The following is a 23926-nucleotide window of genomic DNA, read 5'->3' as shown; positions in this document are numbered from 1 at the left end:
AAGCGGGCGGGCGGGTGGCCGGGGCAAAGTCCTCGTGCCCCGGACGGCGTAGGATCACCGAGCCGGGGCACGAGGACTTTGCCCCGGCCACCCGACGGGTTCCGGCTGGCTCGCACCACGGGGAGCCATCACATCTTCTCGCACCCCGACATCCCCGAGTTGGTGAACCTCCAGGAGGCCGGTGGGGAGGCGAAGCCGTATCAGGTGCGGCAATTCCTCCGGCTCATCGAGCGACACAACCTCACCCTGGACGATCCGGAATGAACGACTATCACATAAATATTTTTAAAAGTGATGAGGGTGGCGGTTATATTGCCGATATCCCGATCTCGTCCATTGTTCCGCGTTCGGGACGACGCCCGAGGAGGCCCTGGCGCAGGTCCTCGTCGCGAAGGAGGCCTGGCTGGAAGTCGCGAAGGACGAGGGCAAGCCGATCCCTCCTCCGAGGTACCGGCCGGCGATTTATCAGACCGCATGATTCGATTCGGGCTATCCCGAGAAAAGCAAGTTCCCGGGCGGACATCGGCCCAGGTCGTCCGATGATCTCGCTCCGAATACGCCGTACAATGGCCGCGACGGCCGCCCGGGAGGGGAGTCGCCGGGGCTCGATCGACGACGGCCGAGGGGGATGATCGCGGGGGGGAGCCGGTGCGTCGCATCTCGATCCGGTACATCGGGCCGTTGCTATTCGTGGTGCCGGTGATCGCGGTGATCGTCGCGCTGCAACTGGTCAGCGAGTGGGAGATCCGCAAATCGGTCGACGAGCTGGCCGGGAGGGTGGTCGACCAGGTCACCGAGCGGGTCGAGCAGCGGCTGGACGGGGATCTCTCGATCGCCGTCCAGCTGACCCGGCAGGCCGAGCTGATGGTGGAGGAGGGGACGCTGGACCCGGCCGACCTCCGCTCGTGGCGCCCGGCGTTTCACGACATGCTGGTCGCCTTCCCCATGGTCGATTCGCTCGCATTCGGCACCCCAGACGGCCGCGCGACGTGGGTGATCCGCTACCCCGGGGAGGCCGGCCTGGAGTTCGCCATCGAGGACGACCAGACCTCGGGAGAGATCGTCGAATACACGCTGGATGGGGCCGGCGAGCCGGGGGAGCGGCTCGGGTCGTACGCTTTCGACACGACCTCCCGGCCCTGGTACGAGGCGGCGGTCGAGGCGGGGGGGCCGACCTGGAGCGCGATCTATCCCTGGGTCCGGCGTGACGGGGGGATCTCGACCCTGGGCATCGCCTACTGCCGTCCCGTCCGGGACGACGGCGGGGAGCTGATCGGCGTGCTCTCGGCGGACTTGGCCTTGCTGGGGCTGTCGGCGTTCCTGCGATCGGTCGAGGTGTCCGAGACGGGGCAGTCGTTCCTGGTCGGGCCGGACGGGAACCTGATCGCCGCCTCGGCCGACGTGGCCGTGGCCCGGCCCGAAGGGGGGCGCGTGCCGGCCTCGGAGGCCGACGACCCGATCATCCGGGCCGTCGACGGGCGGGTCTCGGCGCAATATGGCTCGTTCGGCCAGGTCGATCGGCATCTCGGATTCCGGATGCCGATCGACGGCGAGAGGTACCGCGTCGAGGTCGAGCCGCTGCAGAACCCCTGGGAACTGGACTGGAGGACCGTCGTCGTCGTGCCCGAGTCGGAGGTGACCGGCGCCCTCGACGCCGTCCGGCGGCGGGCCTGGCTGATCGGCGGGCTGGTGGCGCTCAGCACGCTCGGCCTGGGGATCGTGGCGTCGCAGGCGATGGTCCGGCCGGTGTTGCGGCTGGTGGAGGGGGTCCGGGCGATCGGCTCCGGGGACCTCGATCACCACGTGGCCGTCTCGGGGACGAAGGAGTTCGCCCAGCTCTCCGACGAGCTGAACCGGATGGCCGGCGACCTGAAGGACCGACTCAAGATCCGGCAGTCGCTGGCACTGGCGATGGAGATCCAGCAGAAGCTGCTGCCTGCCGAGCCCCCGGCGATCACCGGGCTCGACATCGCCGGGCACAGCACCTACTGCGACGAGACGGGGGGCGACTACTACGACTTCCTGGAGCTAGACGAGACGGCACAGGGGGACCTGATCGTCGTGCTCGGCGACGTGATGGGCCACGGCGTGGCCGCGGCGCTGCTGATGGCCACGGCCCGGGGGATCCTCCGCAGCCGGGCGGCCGAGACGGGTTCGCTGGGCGAATTGCTCACGCACGTCAACCGACAGCTGGAGGCCGACACCGGCGGCGAGCGATTCATGACCATGATCCTGATGGTCGTGGACGTCCGCCGCGGGACCATCCGGTGGTCCAGCGCCGGCCACGACGAGCCGATCCTCTACGACCCCGAGGCCGACCGCTTCGCCGAATTGCCCGAGATCAACGGGCTTCCCCTCGGCGTGATGGACGACTCCACCTATGGAGAGGCCTCGCTCGACGGCCTCGCCCCCGGCCGGATCCTGCTGGTCGGGGTGGGCGTCTCGAAAGTAGGTGGGAAATCCCGTACAACAGGGGTGGCTGATGGGATCGACGGATTTCACCCACAACCTCGCACGGACATCCCGCCATGCGCACCCCCGATTCGGGCCTGACCCCGGAGCAGGCCGCCGACGCCGAGCGGATCTACCAGGCCCTCCACGCCGCCTCCGAGGAGGACCATTGGCGGATCGCCCAGCTCCTCGCCTCGCGGGGCGACGACCGACTCTTCGGGCAGACCGAGCACGAGGTCCGCGACCTCGTCCACAAGACCGGGGCCAAGGCGATTCAGGCCGCCCTCGACGGGCGGAAAAAGGGGGGTACCGGGGGTCGAGCGTGAGCTGCCCGACCTGCCTCGAGCCGGCCAAGTTCATGGGCCACCGTCCCCGCCGGGTGGTCAGCCTGCTCGGGGCGGTACGGGTCACCCGGGCGTACTACCACTGCCCCCACTGCCACGGCGGCTTCGCCCCCGGCGACGCCGTGATGCGGGTGCCCGAGGCGGCGCTGACCCCGGCGGCCTACGAGGTCGCCTGCCTGGCCGGGGCGCTCTCGGCGTTCGCCGAGGCGGCCGAGGTGACCTTGCCGAAGATGGCCGGGCTGCGCCTGGCCGAGTCGACGGTCGAGCGGGCCGCCGAGGCGGCCGGGGCCGAGGTCGGCCGGCGGCTGGCCGCCGGGGAGGTCTTCGGCGGGGCCCGCGCCTGGCACTGGCACAAGGACGCCGAGGGCAAGACCTGCGCGTACGTGGCGGCGGACGCGACCGGGGTCGGGCAGCAGGGCGAGGGCGGGTCGTCGGCCGAGGGGCGGATGGCCACCGTGGCGATGGTCTACAACCCGGTCCCCGAGGTGTCCGCCCGCCGGGCGCGGCCCGACGGCCCGCCGCCCCGGTTCCGGGCCCGCTACGTGGCGGGGCTGTGCGGCGTGGCCCCCCTGGGCGAGCCGCTCCGGCGGCAGGCGGCGCAGGTGGGGATGGACCGGGCCGAGCGGTGGATCGCGCTGACCGACGGGGGCAGCGGGCTGGAGGGCTGGGCGCGTGCCAACTTCGGGAGGGTCGAGGCGGTGATCCTCGACTTCTACCACGCCGCCGAATACCTGGGGGGCCTGGCCCGCGCCCTGTTCCCGGGCGACGACGAAGCGCGGGAGGGCTGGCTGGGCGACTGGTGCCACCGGCTGAAATACGAGGGCGGCCCGACCGTACTCGAGGCGTTGCGAGGCCTGGAGGTGCGCGGCCACGCGGCGAAGGAAGCACGAGCGGAGGTGGTGCGGTACTTCACCAACCAGGCGCACCGCATGGACTACCCGGGCTACGTGGCCAAGGGTTGGGCGATCGGCTCGGGGCCGGTGGAGGCGGCGTGCAAGACGGTCATCGGGCAGCGGATGAAGGGCTCGGGGATGAGGTGGGGCGCCGACGGGGCCGACGCCCTGAGCCACTTGCGGGCGTTGTTCAAGAGCGGAGATCGGCAGTGGGACGCCTTCTGGTGCCCCACACCGAACTGATTCCACCTACAAACGAGACGCCCTCCCTGCTGGTCGGCACCGACGGCATCTGGGAGACGCGCTCCCCCGACGGGGTCGAGTTCGGCAAGGATCGGCTCCGGGAGGTCATCCGCGACCACCGAGACGCCCCCTCCCAGCAGATCGCCGACGCGATCACCGCCGCCCTGCTCGACTACCGGGGCGACGGGCACCAGGACGACGACATCACGTTTGTGCTGGTCAAGCTCGTCTGAGCCGCCCGGGAGCCGACAGAGAGAGCGCGGAGCGAAACAGTCCGACACCTCCATGGGGGGTGTCGGGCCGTCGTCGTCCGTCTTGCCTTCCGGGGTCGTTCATACCCTCGTCGGGTCACTCCCGGTTGCCGCCCCCGAGCAGGCCGGAGCGGAAGAGGAAGTAGAGCAGGGTCAGGACGCTGGAGAGGGTGGCCGCGACGTAGGTCCAGGCCGCCGCGTTCAGGACCTTGGCGACCATCGGCTCCTCCTCCCGGGTGATCAGCCCGGTCGAGAGCAGGTGCACACGGGCCCTTCGGCTGGCGTCGAACTCGACCGGCAGGTTCACGAGCTGGAAGGCCACGACCCCCGAGAATAGGACGATCCCGGCCAGGACCAGGCCCGTCCAGGAGAACAGCAGCCCGACGAAGAAGACGATGAACGCGGCGCTGGAGCCGAACCCTGCGACCGGGACCAGCAGGTTCCGGATCGCCAGCGGGCCGTAGCCGTGGGCGTCCTGGAGCGCATGGCCGGCCTCGTGGGCGGCGATCCCCAGTGCGGCCAGCGACCGCTCGCCGTAGACGCCGGGGGAGAGGCGCAACACCTTGTGTCGGGGGTCGTAGTGGTCGCTCAGGTAGCCCTGCACCGGCTCGATCTCGACGCGGTTCAGGCCCTCGGAACGCATCACCTCGGCCGCCGCCTGGGCCCCGGTCGCTCCCGAGGCGGAACGATACTGGGAGGCTTCGGCGTAGGCCGACTTCACCCTGGCCTGCGCCCAGAGGGCCAGCAGCATCGCCGGTCCCACGATCAGCAGATAGATCGGGTCGAACGGGAGGAACATGACGGTAACCCTTGCTCCAGGTAGGGAAGCCCCATGAGGGAATTCGATCGACGAGCGTCGTCCTTACTCCTAATACGACGGCCGACCCGGTTGGTTCTCGCCGGAGGGGTGGTCAGTCGTCGAGGGTCGACCACCCGGCGAGGATTTCCCGCCACCCTCGCAGCCTCCGTGCGATCCTCCGACGACAGTCCCGGGCATCCTCGGCACGCTCCAGGAGCGTCAGCACCGGCTGTCCGGCCCGGAAGGAGGAGCCGGGGGCCGGCAGGTCGGCGACCGGCGGCGGTTCTGGCGACGTGGGATCGAACCTCGGCCAGCGGTGCGAGGCCGGGACGGTCCCGTCCCGGTCCGCGAAGACGACGACCTTGCAGGCGAACCGGCGGTCGGAATCGAGGCAAGTTCCGTGCCCCTCGACCCCGGCGCCGAAGGCCCGGGCGTGCTCCCGGAGCAAGGCGAGGCCGGTCGCGTACTCGATCACCTCGACCGAGGCCGTGTACCTCGGGTTGACCTCCGTCGGCCAGGCGATCCCGCCGTCGGCCACGAAGTCCACGCCGAAGAGGCCCCGGAGCCCGAACGCCTCGGCCAGGGTCGAGCCCGTCCGGCCGAGCTGCGCTCGCATCGCGACCGGGGGCCAGATCGGCCCCTCGCTGCCGAGGTAGCCGAACGGGGAGCCGACCCGACCGATCCGCTGCCGGGTCACCCCGACCAGCCGGGCCGATCCGTTCTCTCCCACGAAGAGGGCCGAGCCGCTCTTCCCGGGCTGGAATCGCTGGAAGTAGGCCGAGCCCGTCGGCCCCCGCTCGCTCCCCAGGAACGGCCGGATTCCCGCCCCGGCGGCCGACCGGATCGGCTTGACCAGCCAGGTGCCGTCCGGGGGGAGGCCGTCGGGGTCGAGGGCCACGTCGAGCGCCGGGAGCCGGGCCCTTCGCAGGGCGTCGGCCAGGGCGATCGGGTCCCGGACGCGTCGGAGCGTCGGCCCGTCGACCCCCCACAGGGGGCGGTCGGCGGCGATCCGGTCGATCACCCCCGGGTGGTTCTCCAGCGCCCCGGTGTACATCCAGGGGCCGGGGGGGCATTCGGCGGCGATCCTCGGGAGGTCGGCCGGGTAGGCGGCCGGGTCGACCCGCCGGGCGGGGCAGGACGCGGCGAGGTCATCATCGGCGAACAGGTCGACGGCGACGGGGTCGAACCCGGCTCGGAGGGCCGAGGACGCCAGGGCCCGGACGCTGGCGCCGAGGATCAGCAAGGGGGCGGACACGCTGGGGATGGCTCCGGGTTGCGGGAGGATCGGGGACCATCCCATGAGGGGCCCCGGGGATGTCAGCAGGGCCACGGGGCAGGAGCGGCGGGGGTCGCTCGGCTGGCATGATAACAGGCCTGCCCGCGCTCGATCCGCTGCGGCCCCGCGCGGGCTCACCTCCCCCGCCGGGGCCTTGCGGGTCGGGCCGGGCTTGTTATCATGCCAGCCGAGCGACCCCCCAGCCGAAGCCGGCGACCCGAACGGGGGGCCCGACCGCCCGGACACTCCCCCCGCATCTCAACGCCAGAAGCCCCGGAGTTCGACCCCCATGGCCAGCGATCACACCCTGCTCATCGGAGAGGCCCTCGTCGGAGACGGCAACGAGGTCGCCCACATCGACCTGATGATCGGCACCAAGACCGGCCCGGTGGGCGCGGCGTTCGCCAACGCGCTGGCCAACCAGTCGAAGGGGCACACCAGCCTGCTGGCCGTGCTGGAGCCGAACCTGGCGGTCAAGCCGGCCACCGTCCTGATCACCAAGGTGACGATCGAGGGCCTGGACCAGGCGGTCCTGATGTTCGGTCCGGCCCAGTACGCCGTGGCCAAGGCCGTGGCCGACTGCGTGGCCGACGGCACCATCCCGCAGGACAAGGCCGAGGATCTCTGCATCGTCTGCGGCGTGTTCATCCACCCCGCCGCCACCGACAAGGCCAAGATCAACCAGTACAACTACGAGGCCACCAAGCTCTCCATCCAGAGGGCCTTGAAGGGCGAGCCGACCATCTCCGAGGTCGTCTCCAAGAAGGACTCGGCCAGCCACCCATTCGCCTCCTGAGCCGAGGCGGACCGGACCGGAGCGGAGCCCGTCCGATCGATCGCCGGTCGGCCGGCGAGGGCCGTCCTCCCCCGCCGGCCGACCGGCCGTCCCCCTGCCCGGGGTCGCGATGAAGACGATCCTGATCCAGCTCGACGCCGACCCGCAGCCCAGCGTCTTCGACGCCGTCGTCGCCGTGGATGCGGGGGTCGATCACCTGTTCCGGCACGGGGGGGTGACCCCCGATCAGGTGCGGGACCTCGTGTACGGCGGCCTCTTCACCCGGGGGCCGGAGGACCTGAAGCGGACCGCCCTGTTCATCGGCGGCACCGACGTGGAGAAGGCCGAAGCCCTGCTCCGGGCGGCGACCGGGGCATTCTTCGGCCCGTTCCGGGTCTCGGTGCTGCTCGACCCCAACGGCGCGAACACCACGGCCGCCGCCGCCGTGCTGGCCGCCAAGCGGGGGCTCGACGGCTCGCTCCGGGGCAAGAAGGCGGCCGTGCTGGCCGCGACCGGCCCGGTCGGTCGTCGGGTGGCCCGGCTCCTGGCGAGGGAAGGGGCGGCGGTGGCCGTGTCGTCCCGGACCCTCGATCGGGCGGAAGCCGTCGCCCGGTCGATCGGCGAGGCGACCGGCACCGAGCTCTCGCCGTTCGCCGCCGCCGACGCCGCCTCGCTCGCCTCGGGCCTGGAGGGGTGCGAGGTCGTCGTCGCCGCCGGGTCGACGGGCGTCACGCTGCTGCCGGGGTCGGTCCGGTCGGGCCTGGCCGCCTTGCGGGCGATGATCGACCTGAACGCCGTGCCACCGCTGGGGATCGAGGGGATCGAGGTCCACGACCGGGACGCCGACCGGGGGGGCGTGCGGGCCTGGGGCGCGATCGGCGTCGGCGGCACGAAGATGCGGATCCATGCCCGCGCGATCAAGGAACTCTTCTCGACCAACGACCTGGTCCTCGACGCCGAGCAGGTCTACGCCCTCGGCCAGTCGCTCGACTGATCCGCCCGAACTCCCCGATCGAGCCCCGCCATGCCCCGAGTCGTGGGCACCGACCCCGGCACCGGCAGCCTCGACCTGCTCCTGATGGTCGACGGCGAGGTCGCCGACCAGGCCCGGATGCCTCCCGACGCCGACCCCGCGGGACTGCTCCGACTCCTGGAGGGCTGGGGGCCGCTCGACCTGATCGCCGGGCCCTCCGGCTACGGCCTGCCGATGGTCCGGGCGTCCGAGGCGTCCGGGGCCGACCTGGGGTTGATGGGCCTCGTCCGGGAGGACGAACTCGGCCGGCCGCTCGGCGTCGGCGGGTTCTCGCGATGGGTGGCCGCGCTGGCCGGGTCGGGCCTGCCGGTCGTCTTCCTGCCGGGGGGGATCCACCTGCCGACGATCCCCGATCATCGCAAGATCGGCGTGGTCGATCGCGGCACGGCCGACAAGGTGGCCGTCGCGGCGCTCGCGCTGAGGCTCGACGCCGACGGCGAGGGGCGGGCGCCGTCGGGCTCGACGTTCGCCGTGGCCGAGATCGGCTCGGCGTTCTCGGCGCTGCTCGTGGTCGACGGTGGGGCGATCGTCGACGCCTCGGCCGGATCGGCGGGGCCGATGGGGTTGAGGTCGTCGGGGGCCTGGGACGGGGAGGCGGCCTACTGGCTCGGCCCCCTGTCGAAGCAGGACCTGTTCCGGGGGGGGCTCGACGACCTCGGCGCGGCGGGCCGCCCGGGGTTCTTCGAGTCGATCCGCAAGCACCTGGCCGGGCTCCGGGAGCTGACACCGTTCGACCGGATCTACCTCTCCGGCTCGGCCTCGTCCAGGGCGGATCTGGCCCCGGGCCTCGTCGACACGCTGGGGCGATTCGGCCGGGCCGTCCCGCTGGGCAACCTGCCGGGGGCCTGGGTGAAGCAGGCGGCGCAGGGCTCGGCGCTGCTCGCCGACGGCCTGGCCGGGGGGCGGAACGCGGACCTGGTCGACTCGCTCCGGCTCCGCGAGGCGTCGGGCTCGGTGCTCGACGGCCTGGCGCCTTTCGTCCGGGCTCGGAGCGGCGCAGGGACGCCTCCCGCTTGATCCGGGGCCGCTCGCCGCACCACAATCGAGGCCCGTTCGCGTCCCGGACCCGATCCGGAGATCCCCCGATGAGCCTCGCACCGATCGGACTCGCGTTGCTCCTGTTCTCGCCCCAGCCCCAGCCCCAGGACCAGGCGCCGGTGCCGAGTCCCCGGGATGTGGCCTCGATCGAGGCGGTGGTCGCCGCCGTCTACGACGTGATCTCGGGCCCGAAGGGGGAGCCGAGGGACTGGGACCGCTTCCGCTCCCTGTTCGTCCCCGACGCGAGGCTGATCCCGGTGGTCGTCGGCCCCGAGGGCGGGGCGACGGTCCGGGTGCTCGGGGTCGAGGACTACATCCTGCTGGCCGACCGGGCGATGGCGGCCGACGGGTTCTTCGAGCGCGAGATCAGCCGCAAGGTCGACCGGTTCGGGAAGCTCGCCCACGTCTTCAGCACCTACGAGTCCCGGCGGGACGAGGCCGATCTCGAGCCCTTCGCCCGGGGGATCAACAGTTTCCAGCTCCTCGACACCGGGGACGGCGGCTGGCGGGTCGTCACGATCTACTGGGACGCCGAGCGTCCCGATGCCCCGATCCCCGACGCGTACCTCCCACCCGCCGCCGGGCCCTCGCCCGATCGGCCCTGACCGGAGCCTCCCGCCGATGCGAGTCATCCCCTCCCGTGTCGCCTGCCTCCTGCTAATCGCGGCATCGACCGCCCCGACCCCGGCCCTCGCCCGGCAGGCCGAGGGGCCGGGGCTGGAGATCTATTACATCGACGTCCTCGGCGGGGCCGCCACGCTGGTGGTCACGCCGGATCGGGAGTCGATCCTGATCGACTCCGGCTGGCCAGGCCTCGACGACCGGGACCCGAAGCGGATCGAGCACGTCCTGAAGGACGTGGCCGGGCTCGACCACCTCGACCACCTGGTCACGACCCACTGGCACACCGACCACTACGGGGGCGTGGCGGGGCTGGCGAAGCGGGTCCGGATCGATCGCTACTGGGACCGGGGTCTGCCCTCCGACGGGATCGACGGGCTCGACTTCCCCGACGGGCCGAAGCCGGACGACCCGCTGCTCGTCGCCTACCTCGCGGCCAGCGAAGGGAAGCGTACCGTCCTGAGGCCCGGAGACATGTTGCCACTGGAGGGGGAGGTGTCGGCGCTGGTGCTCGCCTCGGGAGGCGAGGTGATCGGCGGTGACGGCGCCCCGAACGCCCGGTGCGACGACCTGCCGCCCGACCTCCCCGAGGACCGCTCCGACAACGCGAGGAGCCTGGCCCTGGTCTTCCGGCTCGGTCGGTTCGACTTCCTCGACTGCGGCGACCTGACCTGGAACATCGAACGCCAGCTCGTCTGCCCAGTCGACCGGATCGGCCGGGGAGAGGCCCGGGACGACGCCGTCGACCTGTACCAGGTGACCCACCACGGGCTCGACGTCTCGAACCACCCGACGCTGGTTCAGACGATCCGGCCGACGGTCACCATCATGAATAACGGGCCCCGCAAGGGCGGATCGGCCGAGGTCGTCCGGCTGCTGGGGTCGATCCCGAGCATCGAGGCCAACTACCAGATGCACCGGAACGTGACCACCGGGCCTGAGGACAACACCGACCCCGCGTTGATCGCCAACGATTCCCCCGAAGGCGGGCAGTTCATCCGGGTGAGGGTCGAGCCGGATGGTTCTCGGTTCTCCGTGCAGATCGGCGAGGACGGGCCGGGGCGGTCGTTCGAGGTTCGATGAGGGGAGGCGGACGAAGGATGGCGGATGGCGTCGACCATCGCCCCTCCGCCATCTCGCGTCTGTCGTCGGGCATCAGGCCGCCCTGTGCTTCGTCCGCTTCGGTTGGGGCTGGTGCTTCCAGCGGCGGTGGAGCCAGAGGTACTGGGTGGGGTCCCGGCGGACCATCCGCTCCAGGGCGGCGGTGTAGCGTCGTGTCAGCTCGGGGATGAGGTCGGGGGAGGCGTCCTCGGGGTCGATCTCGATGACCTCCTCCAGCTCGACGACGTAGCGGAAGTCATCGCCGATGCGACGGGCGCCGCCGACCACGATGGGGGCGTTGTACTCGATCGCCAGCAGGGCGATGGCCTTGAAGGTCGAGGCCGGGCGGCCGAAGAAGGGGACGAACAGGCCCTTGGGCCCGGCGTCCTGGTCGGCGAGCATCGACAGCAGCCCTCCGGAGGCGAGCACGTCGATCATCGCCTCGGAGCCCCCCTTCTTGGCGATCATCTTCTGGCCGGTCTCCTCCCGGAAGGAGCGAATGAAGCGGTCGAGGTGCGGATTGTCCAGCGTCCGGGCCACCGAATGGGGCGGGAAGCCGAAGGCGCCGAACATGTAGCCGGCCATCTCCCAGTTGCCGTAATGGCCGGTGAGCATGATCATCGGCCCCCCCTTGAGCAGTCGCTCCAGCACGTCCTCGGTGCCCTTGAGGGTGATGAACTTCCGCCAGGTGGTCAGGCGGAGCATCCGGGGGATGTGCAGCATCTCCATCACCATCCGGAGGAAGTGGCGGTAGACTCCCCGGACGATCTCGTCGCGTTGCTCCTCGGTGTACTCTTCGCCGTAGGCGAGGCGGAGGTTCTCCATCGCCACCGCCCGATGCCGTTTGTCGATCTTATAGACGAGGGCGGCGATGGCGTCGGCCAGGGCGTAGGACTGGCGGATCGTCAGCCGCTGCGCGAGGAACACGATCAGCCGGACGCCGAGATACGCGGCGTAGTCGACGACCTGGTTGCGACGCCTGGCTCGGGATCGCTTGGGGAACATCGGCGGTCACTCCATTGAGCCGCGATCGGGATCGAGAGGTCAGTCGGTGTCTCGTGACGTCCCGGCCCCGGCCCCGAGGTGGCGGGCCTGGTACGGTGTGGGGCGGGGCCGGGCGGTGTGCTCAGGGTTCGTCGTCGGCCGGATACTCCGAGAGGAACAGGTACATGCCCAGGTCTGCCATCATCCGCATCAACTCCGGCGAAAGCGCGGCTCCGCCGCCCATCGCGTCTCGACGGGGGGCGAAGCCGATGTCTGCAACGTAATGCGCGGGCTTGAGTGTTGGGCCTTGCTCCGCGAGCCAAGCTTCGAGTTCCTCACTCTGTTCTAATAATCGCCAATCGTCATCGCACAGCCACGCGATGGGTTCGTTCTTCTGGCCCTCCGGGGTGACTCGGTAAATGTTGACTGGCATGTTCGAGCGTCGCCTCCTAGGCTTCGGGCCGTCGGAGACGTCGTCCCATCCATCGAACGACTTCGCGCACGACGATTGCAGGGCCGCCGACGACGATTGCGTAGACGAGGACGACCGCCCCGAGTCCACCCAGAAACCGGAGGAATGACGCGAACAGGGCGGGGCTCCCCGATGCGACGCTCAAGGTGGCGATCGTGACGCCGAGGCCCCCCAGCATGCAGGCGATCGCGTTGATGAAGGACCTGGCGAAGCATTCCCGTTCATCCCACATCGAGTGACCCCTGATGCCCGGATTCGACGACCTGTTCTCCCGCCGGAGGGACAAGCACCCTCATCTCGCCCGCGGCAGGTCGTCACCTGGGCGGGGTGGTGAGGCTACGACGGCTCAGGCGTGCACCAGCCGGCCACGGGGCTCGGGGATCGGTCGGCCCAGTGCCCTGGCCGTCTCGATCCATTCGCCGATGACGACCTCGACCGCGGCGAGGGCCTCCTGATAGGAACTGCCGTCCGACGCGCAACCGGCAAGCTCGGGGACCTCGGCGATGAATGCCTGGTCGACCTCACTCCAGTAGATGATGATCTCATAGCGAGGGCTGTTCATCATCGGTGTCCCCTGCCAGTCGGTATCGGACGATCACGTCCCGGACTTGTTTGACCTGATACGGCTTGGCGTTCCCGTCCCGGGACTGGAGGTTGAGGATCTCCTCGACGCCATCGCGGGTGAAGATGTGGAGATCGCCTTTGATCCGCTCCGAGAACCCGAGACACTTGAGCACCGAGCATACTTCATCGAAGCGGAGGTTTGCATCGGCGGTTCCCCGGAGGACTCGGCCGAGCGTTTTCTTCCAACCGCTCATGGCGGCCGAGCCTCCGGGGGCGGATCAGTCATCCTGGAGCGGCAGGGTGACCGGTGTGCCGCCCTGCTCGGCCGACTTGTAGATGGCTCGGATGATCTCGACGGATTTGCGGCCCTCGCGGCCGTCGACGAAGGGGGGGCGGTCCTCGTCGATGGCGGCGAGGAAGTCGGAGAGCTGCTGACGATGGCCCTCATGGGTGATGCCCCGGGGGTCTGAACCGCCCCCGGTTGCGCCGACCTTGGCCATGGCGGCGAGGACGTCGTTGTCGCTGGGGACCTTCTCCTGGAACTCCCAGAGGGTGATGTCGTCCTGCTCGATCCGGGCGGAGCCGCGATCGCCGTGGATCTCGATCCGCTTGGAGAGGCCGGGGTAGGCGCTGGTGGCGGCCTCGATGACGCCGAGGGCGCCGTTCTTGAACCGGACGGCGGCGACGGCCGTGTCCTCGACCTCGATCCGCTCGTGGGCGAGGGTGGCGGTCAGGGCGGTGACCGTCTCCACGTCCCCCATCAGCCAGGCGAGGAGATCCACGTTGTGGATCGACTGGTTCATCAGGGCGCCGCCGCCGTCGAGGGCCCAGGTGCCGCGCCAGCCGCCGGAGTCGTAGTACTCCTGGGTCCGCCACCACTTGATATAAGTGTCCCCCAGGGTGAGACGGCCGAACCGCCCCAGTTCGATCGCCTCCTTGAGCCGGGCATTGGCCGAGGAGTAACGCGAGGGGAAGATCGTGCAGAGCCGCGTCCCGGCGGCGTCGCAGGCGTCGATGACGGCGTCGCAGCGCGGCAGGGTGATCTCCAGCGGCTTCTCGACGATGACGTGCTTGCCCGCCTTCGCGGCGGCGACGGCCGGGTCCCGGTGGGCGCCGCTGGGGGTGCAGACGCTGACCACGTCGAGGCCGGGGTGGGCGAGCATCCTGTCCAGGTCGTCGTAGATGGCGACCTCGCCCTCCTCGGCCATGCCGACGATCTTGTCCCCACGCCCCGGCACCTGGTCGAAGACGGCCACGACGCGCGAGCCGGGAATCTCGTTGATCGCCCTGGTGTGGTACTCGGCGATCATGCCGCAGCCGACGAGTCCGATGCCGTGTTCCGCCATGATGGTCGTAGCCCTCTTTGATGTCTTCGCGATACGTGTCGATCGCCCGGGTGATGACCGAAGTCGGTTTGGCGCTTATGCGAGCCTCACCCTGGCGATCTTCCGCTTGCCGACGCGGACGATCAAGCCGTCCTCGACGGCGATCGGCCCCCTCGGGTCGGTGACGGGGGAGCGGTCGGGTCCGATGGTGACGCCCCCCTGCTCGATGACCCGTCGGGCGTTGGAGGTGCTGGATTCGAGCTTCAGGGCGACGAGGAGCTTCGGCGGGGCGATCCGGCCGTCGGCGTCGAGCTGGTCTCGGCCGAGGGGGGCCTCGGGAATCTCCACGGGGTCCTCCCCGGCGGCCCGGCGTCGGAAGGCCAGCGCGGCGGCCTCGGCGGCCTCGGTCCCGTGGTACTGGGAGACGACCGCCTTGCCGAGCACCTCCTTGGCGTCCCGGGGGTTGAAGCCGGGGCCGAGCAGGGCGTCGACCTCGGCGAGGGGGAAGTCGGTCAGCAGGGTGAAGTACTGGCGCATGGGCCCGTCGGGGATGCTCATCAGCTTGCCGAACTGCGTCTCGGGGGGCTCGGCGACGCCGATGTAATTGCCCAGGCTCTTGCCCATCCGCTGGGTGCCGTCGGTGCCGACGAGGATGGGCATGGTCATGGCCACCTGGGGGAGCTGGCCCTCCTCCTGCTGGAGATCCCGGGCGACGAGCAGGTTGAAGAGCTGCTCGGTGCCGCCCAGCTCGACGTCGGCGCGGATCTCGACGGAGTCCCAGCCCTGCATGAGCGGATAGAGGCACTCGGAGAGGTAGACGGGCTTCTCGCCCCTGATCCGCTGGGCGAAGTCGTCCCGCGCGGAGACCTGGCCGATGGTCATCCGCCGGGTGAGGTCGAGCACGTCGAGGAACGTCCAGGAGCCGAACCATTCGCCGTTGCGGCGGACCTCGGCCCGGGAGAGGTCGACGATCTTGCCGACCTGGGCGAGGTAGTCCCGGGCGTTGGCGTCGACCTGCTCCTTCGTCAGCCCGGCGCGATGGTCGGAGCGGCCGGAGGGGTCGCCGACCAGGGCGGTGTAGTCGCCGATGATGATGACGGCGGTGTGCCCGAGGTCCTGGAACTGCCGGAGCTTCCGCAGGGGGACGGTGTGGCCGAGGTGGACGTCGATGCCGGTGGGGTCGATGCCGTACTTGACCCGCAGGGGGTTGCCGGTGCGGGCGGAGTGCTCCAGCTTCTTGACGAATTCGGCCTCCGGGGTGATCGCGTCGATCCCCCGTCGGAGGAGTTCCAGTTGCTCGTCGGCGGGTCGCATCGGGGGGCGCTAACCTGGCTCGGGGCTTGCGGATCGGTCCCGGGGGTCGCCCCGGGCGGGGCGGGAGCGATTCTAGGCCATCCTCCCGGATCGGGCAAGCCAGGCCGGGGGTCCCGGCCCGTCGGGGGATCGCCAGGCCGGGAGGACTCGACCTAGGATGGGAGAGCCATCCGACCCCGACCCCGACCCTCCCCGGGCCGGCGGGCCGGGGCCGACGACCCGACCGCGGAGCGCGACCGCCGATGCCGCCGATTGACACGGACCTCGACCTGCCGATGCGATCGATGATCCTGCTGGTGGGACTGGCCCTGGCCATCCTGCTGGCGATCTCCTCGGCCTGGGCGGTGGTGGTCGAGCGGCTCTGGTCGGGCAAGCCGCTGTTGCCGGCCCGGCGGGTCCGGCCGGCGCCCTGGGGGGGGCGGGAGGTGTTCCTCTGCCTCGTGGCCTGGCAGGCGGTCACTCTGGCGGCTTCCCAGGTGCTCGACGGCCGACGGGACGGGGAAGGGGAGCTGCCGCTGGTCGACGCGATGGCGGCCGTCTCGATCGTCAACCTGGTCCTGCTGTTCGTGCTGCCGGCGATCCTGCTGACGATCGGCAAGGCGACGCCGGCGGACCTGGGATTCCGCCGGGGGACGACCCTGGGGGACGCGATCACCGGGGTCGTCGGGGCGCTCTGCCTGGTGCCGCTGGTGTACCTGGTGCAATTCGCGGCGATTTTGATCTGGTCGCCGACGGCCCACCCGATGCAGGAGATGCTCTTCGAGGTGAGGTCGCTGGGGGTGATCGTCCTGGCCCTGGCGTCGGCGGTGGTGCTGGCGCCGGCGGCCGAGGAGCTGATGTTCCGGGGGTTCCTCCAGGGATGGCTGGAGGCGCGGCTCGGCCGATCGGGGGGAGCCGGCGATCCATCGACATCGGCCGCCGATTCGGGGCCGGCCCGGGGGCCCCGCGGGGGGGGGCTCGTTGCCCTGATCCTGCCCGCGGCCTTCTTCGCCGGGGTGCACTATGGGCAGTGGCCGGCGCCGATCCCGCTGTTCGTGCTGGCGGTCGGGCTGGGGGTGGTCTACCGGCGCACGGGGGGGCTGGTCGCGCCGATCGCGATGCACGCGACGTTCAACGGATTGAGCACGATGGCGATGATCGTCGTCTTGCTGGCGGTCCCCGCCCGGGCCCCCGAGCCCGAGGTCGACGGCCCCGTGCCCGTGCCCCCGGTGCTGCCCGCATCGTCGGATCCTGGGCCCTCAGGGCCGGCAGGAGCCGCAGGGTCGACGGGGCGGTCGCATCGAAATGTTGAATCGGGGTGAAGGCCGAGGAATTCGCTTGCTCACCCATGCGGCTCGCATTAGGATGTCGATACTCCGACTGAGGAATCGGCGTCCCTCTCCCATCGAGCCACTTCACCAGGTTCGTCACGCCGGGTTCTCGAGAGCCTCGGGTCGCGTGGATCGGTGAAGTCCGGCGGCGGGCGGGTCGATACCCTTGGGGTATCCCTCCGAGCCTCATCAGAGTATGGTGCCCCGCACACCCCCCCCTTGTCGTGCGCGGTGCGGGTCGCCGATCGACGAATATCCAGCACACATCCGGCCCCCGCGGTGGTGGAACACCGCGACCGATCGACTGGCCGCTACGGAGAGCGAGCCGGGAGTTCGGGACGCGGGGCGTACTCGGTGCCACGGATTGGGAGGAGCGGTCGAGACCGCCCGAAGGTCTTCGACCCCCTGAACCTGGAGCGAATGGTTACGATGAGCGTGGTGAATTCCAAGAAGAAGACCGCACCGACGCACAACGGGTACGAGTGGGCCGGTGCCATGGCCCGGATCCGTCGCGGCGGGGTCTCCGCCCGGAGCGGTCGCCGCTCGCTGCTGCTGGGCGCCCTGACGGCTTCGTATGCCAACTCCGGCCGCACCGGCCGCCGATCCGTCGACTCCCGGACCGCCGCCTCGGCCGACCGCAGCTGATCCCGGGGCTGGGCACCAGGTTCTTTCATCGGCCGCCGGGTACGGATTCCGGCGACCGGACCGACTCGCTCCCCGGGCGACTCGCCCGCGAATCATCCCACGGCCGCCCCCCGGTACGCTTCCGGGGGGCGGCCGTCCGCGTTCCCGGCCCCGGGCCCCCGGCGACTCGATGCTGGCGAGCCCGTCGGCGCCCCCCCATAATCGGGCGATCGGCGCCGGGAGGTCGGCGCGGGTCGACCGGGACGGGGGGCGATCGATCATGACGCGGATCGGAGCGAGTCGGCGGCTCTGGTGGGGGCTCGTCCTGGCGATCGTCGGGGGTCCCCCGGCGGCCTCAGGGGTGGAGGTCGACGCCGACCTCGTCCTGCAGGGCGGGACGGTGGTCGACGGGACGGGTTCCCCGGCCTTCGACGCAGACGTGGCGGTCCGAGACGGCCGGATCGTCGCCGTCGGCGCGTTCCGGCCGGTCGAGGGGGCTGAGGTGCTCGACGTCACGGGCCTGATCATCTCGCCCGGGTTCATCGACCTGCATACGCACTCCGATCGGACGATCCTGGAGGACCCGACCCGGGCGAACCGCAACTACCAGGCCCAGGGCGTCACGACGATCGTCACCGGCAATTGCGGCGGCGGGCCGATCGACGTGGTCGCCTACCTGGACGAGGTCGACGACGGCGGGGCCGGGACGAATGTCATCCACCTGATCCCCCACGGCTCCGTCCGTCGCGAGGTGATCGGCAACGACGACCGCCGGGCAACCCCCGAGGAACTCGACCGCATGGAGGCGATCGTCGCCGAGGGGATGGGAGGCGGGGCCTGGGGGATGTCGACCGGACTCATCTACATCCCGAGCCGGTACGGCGACACCGAGGAACTCATCGCCCTCTCCCGGGTGGTGGCCGATCGCGGCGGCCTCTACGCCAGCCACATCCGGGGGGAGGGGACGTCGCTGCTCAATTCCATCGACGAGGCGATCCGGATCGGCCGGGAATCCGGCGCCCCGGTGCACATCTCCCACCTGAAGGCCAGCGGCAAGGACGCCTGGGGGACGGTCGTCCCCGCCTGCGACCGGATCGCCGAGGCGAGGGAGGCCGGGCAGCGCGTCTCGGCCGACCAGTACCCGTACGTCGCGTCGAGCACCTCGCTCGGCGCGATGGTCGTGCCCGATTGGGCCCTCCGGGATGGCGACGACGCCTTCGCCCGGATCGCCGACGACCCGGAACGGGGCGAGGAACTCCGGCAGGAGATCCGGGCCGGCCTGGAGCGACGCAACGGCGGCGAGGCCATCCGGATCGCCCGCTACCCCGATCGGCCGGACTGGGTCGGCAAGAACCTCGCGGCGATCGCCTCGGCCGAGGGGATGCCCCCCGAGGAGGTCGTCGTCGAGATCCAGCGAAACGGCGGGGCCTCGGCCATCAGTTTCATCATGAACGAGGAGGACGTCCGCCACGTCATGCGACGCGAGTTCGTCGCCACCGCCTCCGACGGCTCGGCCCACGAGGCCGGGGGCGACGATCGGCCGCACCCGAGGTCCTACGGCACCTTCCCCCGGAAGATCCGCTACGCCCTGGATGACGGCGTGATCACCCTGGAGGCCGCGATCCGGGCGTCCAGCGGCCTGCCGGCGGAGATCCTCGGCCTGCCGGATCGCGGGGTCATCCGCGAGGGGGCGGTGGCGGACCTCGTCGTCTTCGACCCGGAGACGTTCCGGGACGCCGCCACCTTCGACGACCCGACGGTCCTCGCACCCGGGGTCGTCCACTTGCTGATCGCCGGCACGCCGGCCATCTCCGGGGGACGTTTCATGGAGACCCTGCCCGGCCGGGCCCTCCGGCTCCAAGACGACGGCCCGGCCGACCTGATCGTCTCGGCCTCCCGGATCTGGACCGGGGACCCCGCCAATCCCTGGGCCGAGGCGGTCGCCTCCCGGGCCGGTGAGATCGTCGCGGTCGGCTCGATCGACGAGGTCGCGCCCTATCGGGGCCAGAACACCAGGGTGGTCGATCGCCCCGACGGCTTCGCCCTGCCCGGCCTGATCGATGCCCATGCCCACCTGCTGATGCTCGGCTCGTCGTTGGAGGAGGTCGACCTGAGGGACGTGGCCTCGCTCGACGAGGTGACCCGGATGATCCGGGGGCGGGCCGAGCAGGCCCCCGAGGGGGGCTGGGTCACCGGCCGGAACTGGGACCAGAGCCTCTGGCCCGGCGGCGAGTTCCCGACGACCGGGCCGCTCGACGAGGCCGCCCCCGATCGGCCCGTCTGGCTCCGCCGGGTCGACGGCCACGCCGGCTGGGCGAACTCCGAGGCGATGCGACGCGCCGGGGTCACCGCCGACTCCGAGGCCCCCGACGACGGCCAGATCATCCGGGACGACGAGGGGAACCCGACCGGCGTCTTCATCGACGGCGCGATGGGCCTGATCGGCCGGGTCGTGCCGGGCCTCTCCACCGAGGACATCCGCCGTCGCCTGCTCAAGGCCCAGGAGGCGGCGCTCGCCGCCGGCCTGACCGGCGTGCATGACGCCGGGGTCCCCCCCGGGATCGCCCGGATCTTCCGGGATCTCGACCGGGAGGGGCTGCTCACGCTCCGGGTCTACGGGATGGCGAACCCCCCCGAGGGCCGCGAAGTCGAGTTCGTCTCGGAGCCCCCCAAGTCGGGCGATTCGGGGGACCGCTTCCGGTACCGGGCGATCAAGCTGTTTATCGACGGCGCGATGGGCTCCCGGGGCGCCTTGATGTTCGAGCCCTACGCCGACGACCCGGGGAATGCCGGGCTCTCCCTGATCGACCCCGACCGGCTCCGGGCGGTGACGATCGAGGCGCTCCGCAACCGCTGGCAGGTCTGCACCCATGCCATCGGCGACAAGGGGAATGCCCTGGTGCTGGAGGCCTACGCCGCCGCCCTGCAGGCGGTCCCGGGCGAGACGGACCCCCGCCTGAGGGTCGAGCACGCGCAGGTGATCCGTCCCGAGGACGTGCCGAAGTTCGCGCGGGCGGGGATCATCGCCTCGATGCAGCCGTCGCACGCCAGCACCGACATGCGATGGGCCGACGCCCGCCTCGGCCCCGACCGGGTGCTCGGCGCCTATGCCTGGCGGTGGTTCCGGGACGCCGGGGTGCCCCTGGCCTTCGGCAGCGACTTCCCGGTCGAGATCGTCAGCCCGTTCTGGGGACTCTACGCGTCGCTCTCGCGGAAGGACGCCGGAGGGATGCCCGAGGGGGGCTGGCACCCGGAGCACCTGCTCTCTTTGCACGAAGCCCTCCGGGCCTTCACCGCCGGATCGGCCTATGCAGGCTTCGACGAGGATCGGCTGGGCGTGCTTCGCCCGGGGATGAGGGCCGACCTGACGGTTATCGACCGCGATCCGTTCGCCCTGCCCGCCGAGGAGGTCCGCCGGGCACGGGTCACCGAGACGATCGTCGACGGCGAGGTCGCCTTCGAGGGGCCGGGGGCGGGATGACCGGAGGCGCTCGAGGCGGGCCTCCCTTCCCCCTCGTCACCGCCCCCGTCCCGTCCCGTAGAGTCGTCAGAGTCCGCCCGACATGCCAACGCAACCGCGTTGGGGGCAAACCCTTCGGGCCAATCCCTCGTATGTTAAGCTTGGACATTCGGGGGCGGACGAGGCCGGTCGAGGGCCGGTGCCGTCGGGGCCCGATCCCGTCCGGGCCGGGAACTCTCTGCGGGGCCGGGTCGTCGAAGGGTTGACGACGGAGGGGCTCGGTCCCGCCCGATTGACGACGCGCCGATCGCTCTGCTAGCGTGGGGCTCCTTCTGCCCCTCCCCTCATCCGGGGGGCCGCGGATCCTCCGCCCATCTTCGCCCGCTCATTCGACGCAATCGCTTTCCAGATCAAGGCTTCCGGCCGGCTCCGTTCGCCGGCCCCAGGAGACTGACCGCATGCCGAAGAATCAGCCCGTCTGGGCCCTCGATATCGGCCAGGCCGCGCTGAAGGCCTTGAAGCTGGTGCCGGGCGAGACGCCCGATCACGTGATCGCCGAGGCCTTCGACTATATCGAGTACCCCAAGATCCTCAGCCAGCCCGACGCCGACCCCGAGGAGCTGGTCCGGGAGGCGATGACCACGTTCCTCGAACGCAACGAGGTCAAGGGGAATCGGGTCGCCATCGGCGTGCCGGGCCAGACCGGCCTGGTGAAGTTCATCAAGCTGCCGCCGGTGGACAAGAAGCGGATCCCCGACATCGTCAAGTTCGAGGCCCGCCAGCAGATCCCCTTCGCCCTGGAGGAGGTGATCTGGGACTGGCAGGAGATCGCCACCGAGGGGGACGAGGAGTTCTCCCAGACCGAGGTCGGCCTGTTCGCCATGAAGCGCGAGCAGATCCAGCGCTCGATGCTGCCGTTCACCGTGGCGGGGATCGAGGTCGACATCGTCCAGATGAGCCCGATCGCCCTGTTCAACTTCATCGCCTACGACCGGCTCCGCCCCCAGGGGGAGGCCGGGGCGATCGAGGGGGAGCTCGAGGGCGACGCCGTCGGGCCGAAGCCCGCCGCCAGCCCGGCGATCGAGCCGGGCGGGTCGATGGTCGTGCTGGACATCGGCGCCGACCACACGGATCTCATCATCACCGACGGCGAGCGGATCTGGCAGCGGAACGTGCCGATCGGCGGCAACCACTTCACCCGGGCGTTGACGAAGGAGCTGAAGCTCACCTTCGCCAAGGCCGAGCACCTGAAGCGGAATGCCACCAAGGCCCCCGACCCCCGGGCCGTCTTCACGGCGATGCGGGGCGTCTTCAACGACTTCTCCAGCGAGGTCCAGCGCTCGATCGGCTTCTACGGGAGCGTCAACCGCCAGGCCAAGGTCGTGAAGGTCATCGGCCTGGGCAACGGGTTCAAGCTGCCGGGCTTGCAGAAGTTCCTGCAGCAGAACCTGAACATGGACGTGGAGAAGCTGGAGCACTTCGACCGGATGGTCGGCGAGGAGGTGCTGGCCGCCCCGCAGTTCCAGGAGAACATGCCGTCGTTCGCCGTGGCCTACGGGCTCGGCGTGCAGGGGCTGGCCCTCGGCGGCCTGAAGACCAACCTGCTGCCGGAGGAGATCGAGAAGGCCCGGATGGTCCGGGCCAAGAAGCCGCTCACCCTGCTGGCCGCGGCCCTGCTGCTGCTGGGCTTCTCGGCCCTGTTCCTGGGTGACTACCGGGCCCTGGCCAAGGTGAAGAACCCCGACTTCGAGTCGGCCGTCGCCCAGGCCAAGCAAGTCGCGTCGACCGGCGACAACTTCAAGAAGAAGTACGAGGCCGACAAGGGCCAGTTCAACGCGCTGAAGGAGAAGGGCGAGACCCTGGTCGAGACCAACCCCGGCGGGGCCGACTTCAAGTCCCTCTTCCAGGTGCTCAGCAACGCCGTCTATGACCCCCTGGACGACGCCCGGCGGTTCGCCGAGGTCGACTTCGAATCTCCCGAGGGTCGCCGTCAACTGGAACTGCACCGGGTGCACATCGACGCCATCCGGCCCGTCTACAAGGCCGACCTGGGCGAGTGGTTCACCAGCACCATCGAACTGCCCGAGCGCACCAAGAACACGATGCACCCCTACGACCAGGAGACCCCCCCCGAGGGCCCCGGCTGGGTGATCGAGCTGATCGGCCACCACTACAACCCCCCGCTCCGGGACCGGGGGTCGGGCCCGTTCTTCTTCCTCACCGAGCGGGTGCTCCCCCGCTTCTGGGAGATCCCCTTCCGCCGACTCGGCTTCTCCCACGCCAGCCTGCGATGGTTCCTGACCGACCCCCAATGGACCACCGACAAGGCCCTCGCCTCCAACAGCATGAACCTCGGCGCCCCCACCCTCAAGCACTCCATCGCCGCGCCCGCCGCGGGGGCCGGCGGGATGATGGGGCCGGGCATGGGAGACATGGGCATGATGGCCGGCCAGATGAGCAGTATGATGGGGGGAATGGGTGAATACGGTGAAATGGGCATGATGCCCGGCATGATGGGTTCAGGCGGCATGATGGGCTCGGGCATGATGGGGCCGGGCATGATGGGCGGCCGGGGAGGCATGGGCGAGTACGGCATGATGCCCGGCATGATGGGCGGCATGGGTAAGACCAAGGAAGAGGACATCGAGTACCTGACCCGGACCGACTTCGTGATCTATGTCGTCTGGCAGCCGCCGACCGAGGAGAAGCCGGCTCCGGAGCCGGCCGAGCTGGTCAAGAAGCTCCAGGACGCCCAGGCCAAGTACAAGAACCAGGTCCAGGTCAACATCGAGGATTTCCAGAAGGAGTCTGCGGCCGAGTCGGAGCAGATGATCCAGCAGCAGCTCCAGGGCCCGGCCGGGACCGAGGGCGCGGCCCCCCCGACCGACGGGACCGCTCCGGCCGCCGACGGTGCCGCCCCGGCCGCCGACGGGGCCGCGACGGCCCCCGGGGCCCCCTGATCGCCGCCGGAGGGGGCCCCGGGCCCCCTCCGGGCGGCCCCATCCCCGATCCCTCCGGGCCTCGCCGCGATTGATTCGACGCGACCTC

The 23926-nt window shown here is 70.7% G+C and carries 23 protein-coding genes and 1 pseudogene; 15 read left to right on the top strand and 9 right to left on the bottom strand.

Translation table 11 applies throughout. The annotated features are described in order from the left end of the window. The first annotated feature begins 78 nt into the window (after positions 1-78). The 6 genes and pseudogenes from ElP_RS09910 (at position 79) to ElP_RS09890 (ending at position 4164) form a co-directional block, all read left to right on the top strand. Positions 79-264, top strand: coding sequence for a type II toxin-antitoxin system HicA family toxin (locus ElP_RS09910; protein WP_145268837.1), 186 nt, complete (start codon positions 79-81; stop codon positions 262-264). After that, a pseudogene (locus tag ElP_RS41105) lies at positions 261-478 on the top strand (type II toxin-antitoxin system HicB family antitoxin). The gene ElP_RS09910 and the pseudogene ElP_RS41105 overlap by 4 nt, the downstream one beginning before the upstream one ends. A 170-nt stretch (positions 479-648) precedes the next feature. Then, on the top strand, positions 649-2553 hold the full coding sequence (locus tag ElP_RS09900; RefSeq protein WP_145268835.1) for a SpoIIE family protein phosphatase: 1905 nt from the start codon (positions 649-651) through the stop codon (positions 2551-2553). Continuing rightward, positions 2529-2777, top strand: a complete 249-nt coding sequence (locus tag ElP_RS37805) for a hypothetical protein (protein WP_197446284.1) — start codon at positions 2529-2531, stop codon at positions 2775-2777. Before ElP_RS09900 ends, ElP_RS37805 begins: the two co-directional genes overlap by 25 nt. A gap of 32 nt (positions 2778-2809) precedes the next feature. After that, entirely contained in the window at positions 2810-3931 is a 1122-nt protein-coding gene (locus ElP_RS09895; protein WP_449343083.1) for an ISKra4 family transposase, read from the top strand. Next, on the top strand, positions 3913-4164 hold the full coding sequence (locus ElP_RS09890; RefSeq protein WP_197446857.1) for a PP2C family protein-serine/threonine phosphatase: 252 nt from the start codon (positions 3913-3915) through the stop codon (positions 4162-4164). Before ElP_RS09895 ends, ElP_RS09890 begins: the two co-directional genes overlap by 19 nt. Positions 4165-4279: 115 nt before the next feature. Here the strand turns inward: ElP_RS09890 and ElP_RS09885 are convergent, their stop codons facing one another. Beyond that, entirely contained in the window at positions 4280-4981 is a 702-nt protein-coding gene (locus ElP_RS09885) for a zinc metallopeptidase (RefSeq protein WP_145268830.1), read from the bottom strand. 112 nt (positions 4982-5093) lie between these two features. Continuing rightward, entirely contained in the window at positions 5094-6236 is a 1143-nt protein-coding gene (locus ElP_RS09880) for an ATP-grasp domain-containing protein (RefSeq protein WP_197446856.1), read from the bottom strand. Positions 6237-6546: 310 nt separating this feature from the next. Between ElP_RS09880 and fae the strand changes: the two genes are divergently transcribed. The 5 genes from fae (at position 6547) to ElP_RS09855 (ending at position 10807) form a co-directional block, all read left to right on the top strand. Next, on the top strand, positions 6547-7053 hold the full coding sequence (gene fae, locus ElP_RS09875; RefSeq protein ID WP_145268826.1) for a formaldehyde-activating enzyme: 507 nt from the start codon (positions 6547-6549) through the stop codon (positions 7051-7053). Positions 7054-7162: 109 nt separating this feature from the next. Beyond that, positions 7163-8026, top strand: coding sequence for an NAD(P)-dependent methylenetetrahydromethanopterin dehydrogenase (locus ElP_RS09870; protein WP_145268824.1), 864 nt, complete (start codon positions 7163-7165; stop codon positions 8024-8026). A 30-nt stretch (positions 8027-8056) separates the two neighbouring features. Beyond that, positions 8057-9082: a DUF1464 family protein gene (locus ElP_RS09865; protein ID WP_145268822.1), complete on the top strand. Its 1026-nt coding sequence runs from the start codon at positions 8057-8059 to the stop codon at positions 9080-9082. A gap of 68 nt (positions 9083-9150) precedes the next feature. Beyond that, positions 9151-9708 (top strand): nuclear transport factor 2 family protein, encoded by a 558-nt coding sequence (locus ElP_RS09860; protein WP_197446855.1) that lies wholly within the window; start codon positions 9151-9153, stop codon positions 9706-9708. A 16-nt stretch (positions 9709-9724) separates the two neighbouring features. Continuing rightward, positions 9725-10807 (top strand): ComEC/Rec2 family competence protein, encoded by a 1083-nt coding sequence (locus tag ElP_RS09855; RefSeq protein ID WP_145268820.1) that lies wholly within the window; start codon positions 9725-9727, stop codon positions 10805-10807. A 72-nt stretch (positions 10808-10879) separates the two neighbouring features. Here ElP_RS09855 and ElP_RS09850 read toward each other — a convergent pair whose 3' ends face one another. The 7 genes from ElP_RS09850 to tyrS form a co-directional block, all read right to left on the bottom strand. After that, positions 10880-11830, bottom strand: coding sequence for a lysophospholipid acyltransferase family protein (locus tag ElP_RS09850; RefSeq protein ID WP_145268818.1), 951 nt, complete (start codon positions 11828-11830; stop codon positions 10880-10882). A gap of 121 nt (positions 11831-11951) precedes the next feature. Next, positions 11952-12242, bottom strand: coding sequence for a hypothetical protein (locus ElP_RS09845; RefSeq protein ID WP_145268816.1), 291 nt, complete (start codon positions 12240-12242; stop codon positions 11952-11954). A 16-nt stretch (positions 12243-12258) separates the two neighbouring features. Next, entirely contained in the window at positions 12259-12513 is a 255-nt protein-coding gene (locus tag ElP_RS09840; RefSeq protein WP_145268814.1) for a hypothetical protein, read from the bottom strand. A 114-nt stretch (positions 12514-12627) separates the two neighbouring features. Then, the gene (locus ElP_RS09835; protein ID WP_145278343.1) at positions 12628-12843 is read right to left on the bottom strand and encodes a type II toxin-antitoxin system HicB family antitoxin; all 216 of its coding nucleotides are present in this window, start codon (positions 12841-12843) and stop codon (positions 12628-12630) included. Beyond that, complete coding sequence (locus ElP_RS09830) at positions 12824-13099, bottom strand: type II toxin-antitoxin system HicA family toxin (protein WP_145268812.1); 276 nt, start codon at positions 13097-13099, stop codon at positions 12824-12826. The genes ElP_RS09835 and ElP_RS09830 overlap by 20 nt, the downstream gene beginning before the upstream one ends. A 24-nt stretch (positions 13100-13123) precedes the next feature. Continuing rightward, entirely contained in the window at positions 13124-14191 is a 1068-nt protein-coding gene (locus tag ElP_RS09825) for a Gfo/Idh/MocA family protein (RefSeq protein WP_145268810.1), read from the bottom strand. A gap of 75 nt (positions 14192-14266) precedes the next feature. Continuing rightward, on the bottom strand, positions 14267-15484 hold the full coding sequence (gene tyrS / locus ElP_RS09820; protein ID WP_145268808.1) for a tyrosine--tRNA ligase: 1218 nt from the start codon (positions 15482-15484) through the stop codon (positions 14267-14269). A 242-nt stretch (positions 15485-15726) separates the two neighbouring features. On the opposite strand from tyrS, the gene ElP_RS09815 reads away from it, so the two are divergent. From ElP_RS09815 to pilM, 4 genes are all read left to right on the top strand, one after another. Then, entirely contained in the window at positions 15727-16785 is a 1059-nt protein-coding gene (locus ElP_RS09815) for a CPBP family intramembrane glutamic endopeptidase (RefSeq protein ID WP_145268806.1), read from the top strand. A 438-nt stretch (positions 16786-17223) separates the two neighbouring features. Then, positions 17224-17439 carry a hypothetical protein gene (locus ElP_RS09810; protein ID WP_145268804.1) on the top strand — a complete coding sequence of 72 codons (216 nt, stop codon included), beginning with the start codon at positions 17224-17226 and terminating at the stop codon, positions 17437-17439. Positions 17440-17698: 259 nt separating this feature from the next. Next, the gene (locus ElP_RS09805) at positions 17699-20899 is read left to right on the top strand and encodes an amidohydrolase family protein (protein ID WP_145268802.1); all 3201 of its coding nucleotides are present in this window, start codon (positions 17699-17701) and stop codon (positions 20897-20899) included. 437 nt (positions 20900-21336) lie between these two features. Further along, positions 21337-23838: a type IV pilus assembly protein PilM gene (gene pilM, locus ElP_RS09800; RefSeq protein WP_145268800.1), complete on the top strand. Its 2502-nt coding sequence runs from the start codon at positions 21337-21339 to the stop codon at positions 23836-23838. Positions 23839-23926 lie beyond the last annotated feature (88 nt).

The organism is Tautonia plasticadhaerens, from assembly GCF_007752535.1.
GTDB lineage: Bacteria > Planctomycetota > Planctomycetia > Isosphaerales > Isosphaeraceae > Tautonia > Tautonia plasticadhaerens.
Note: the sequence above shows the minus strand (reverse complement) of the source record. Positions and strands in the feature narration are given on the sequence as shown.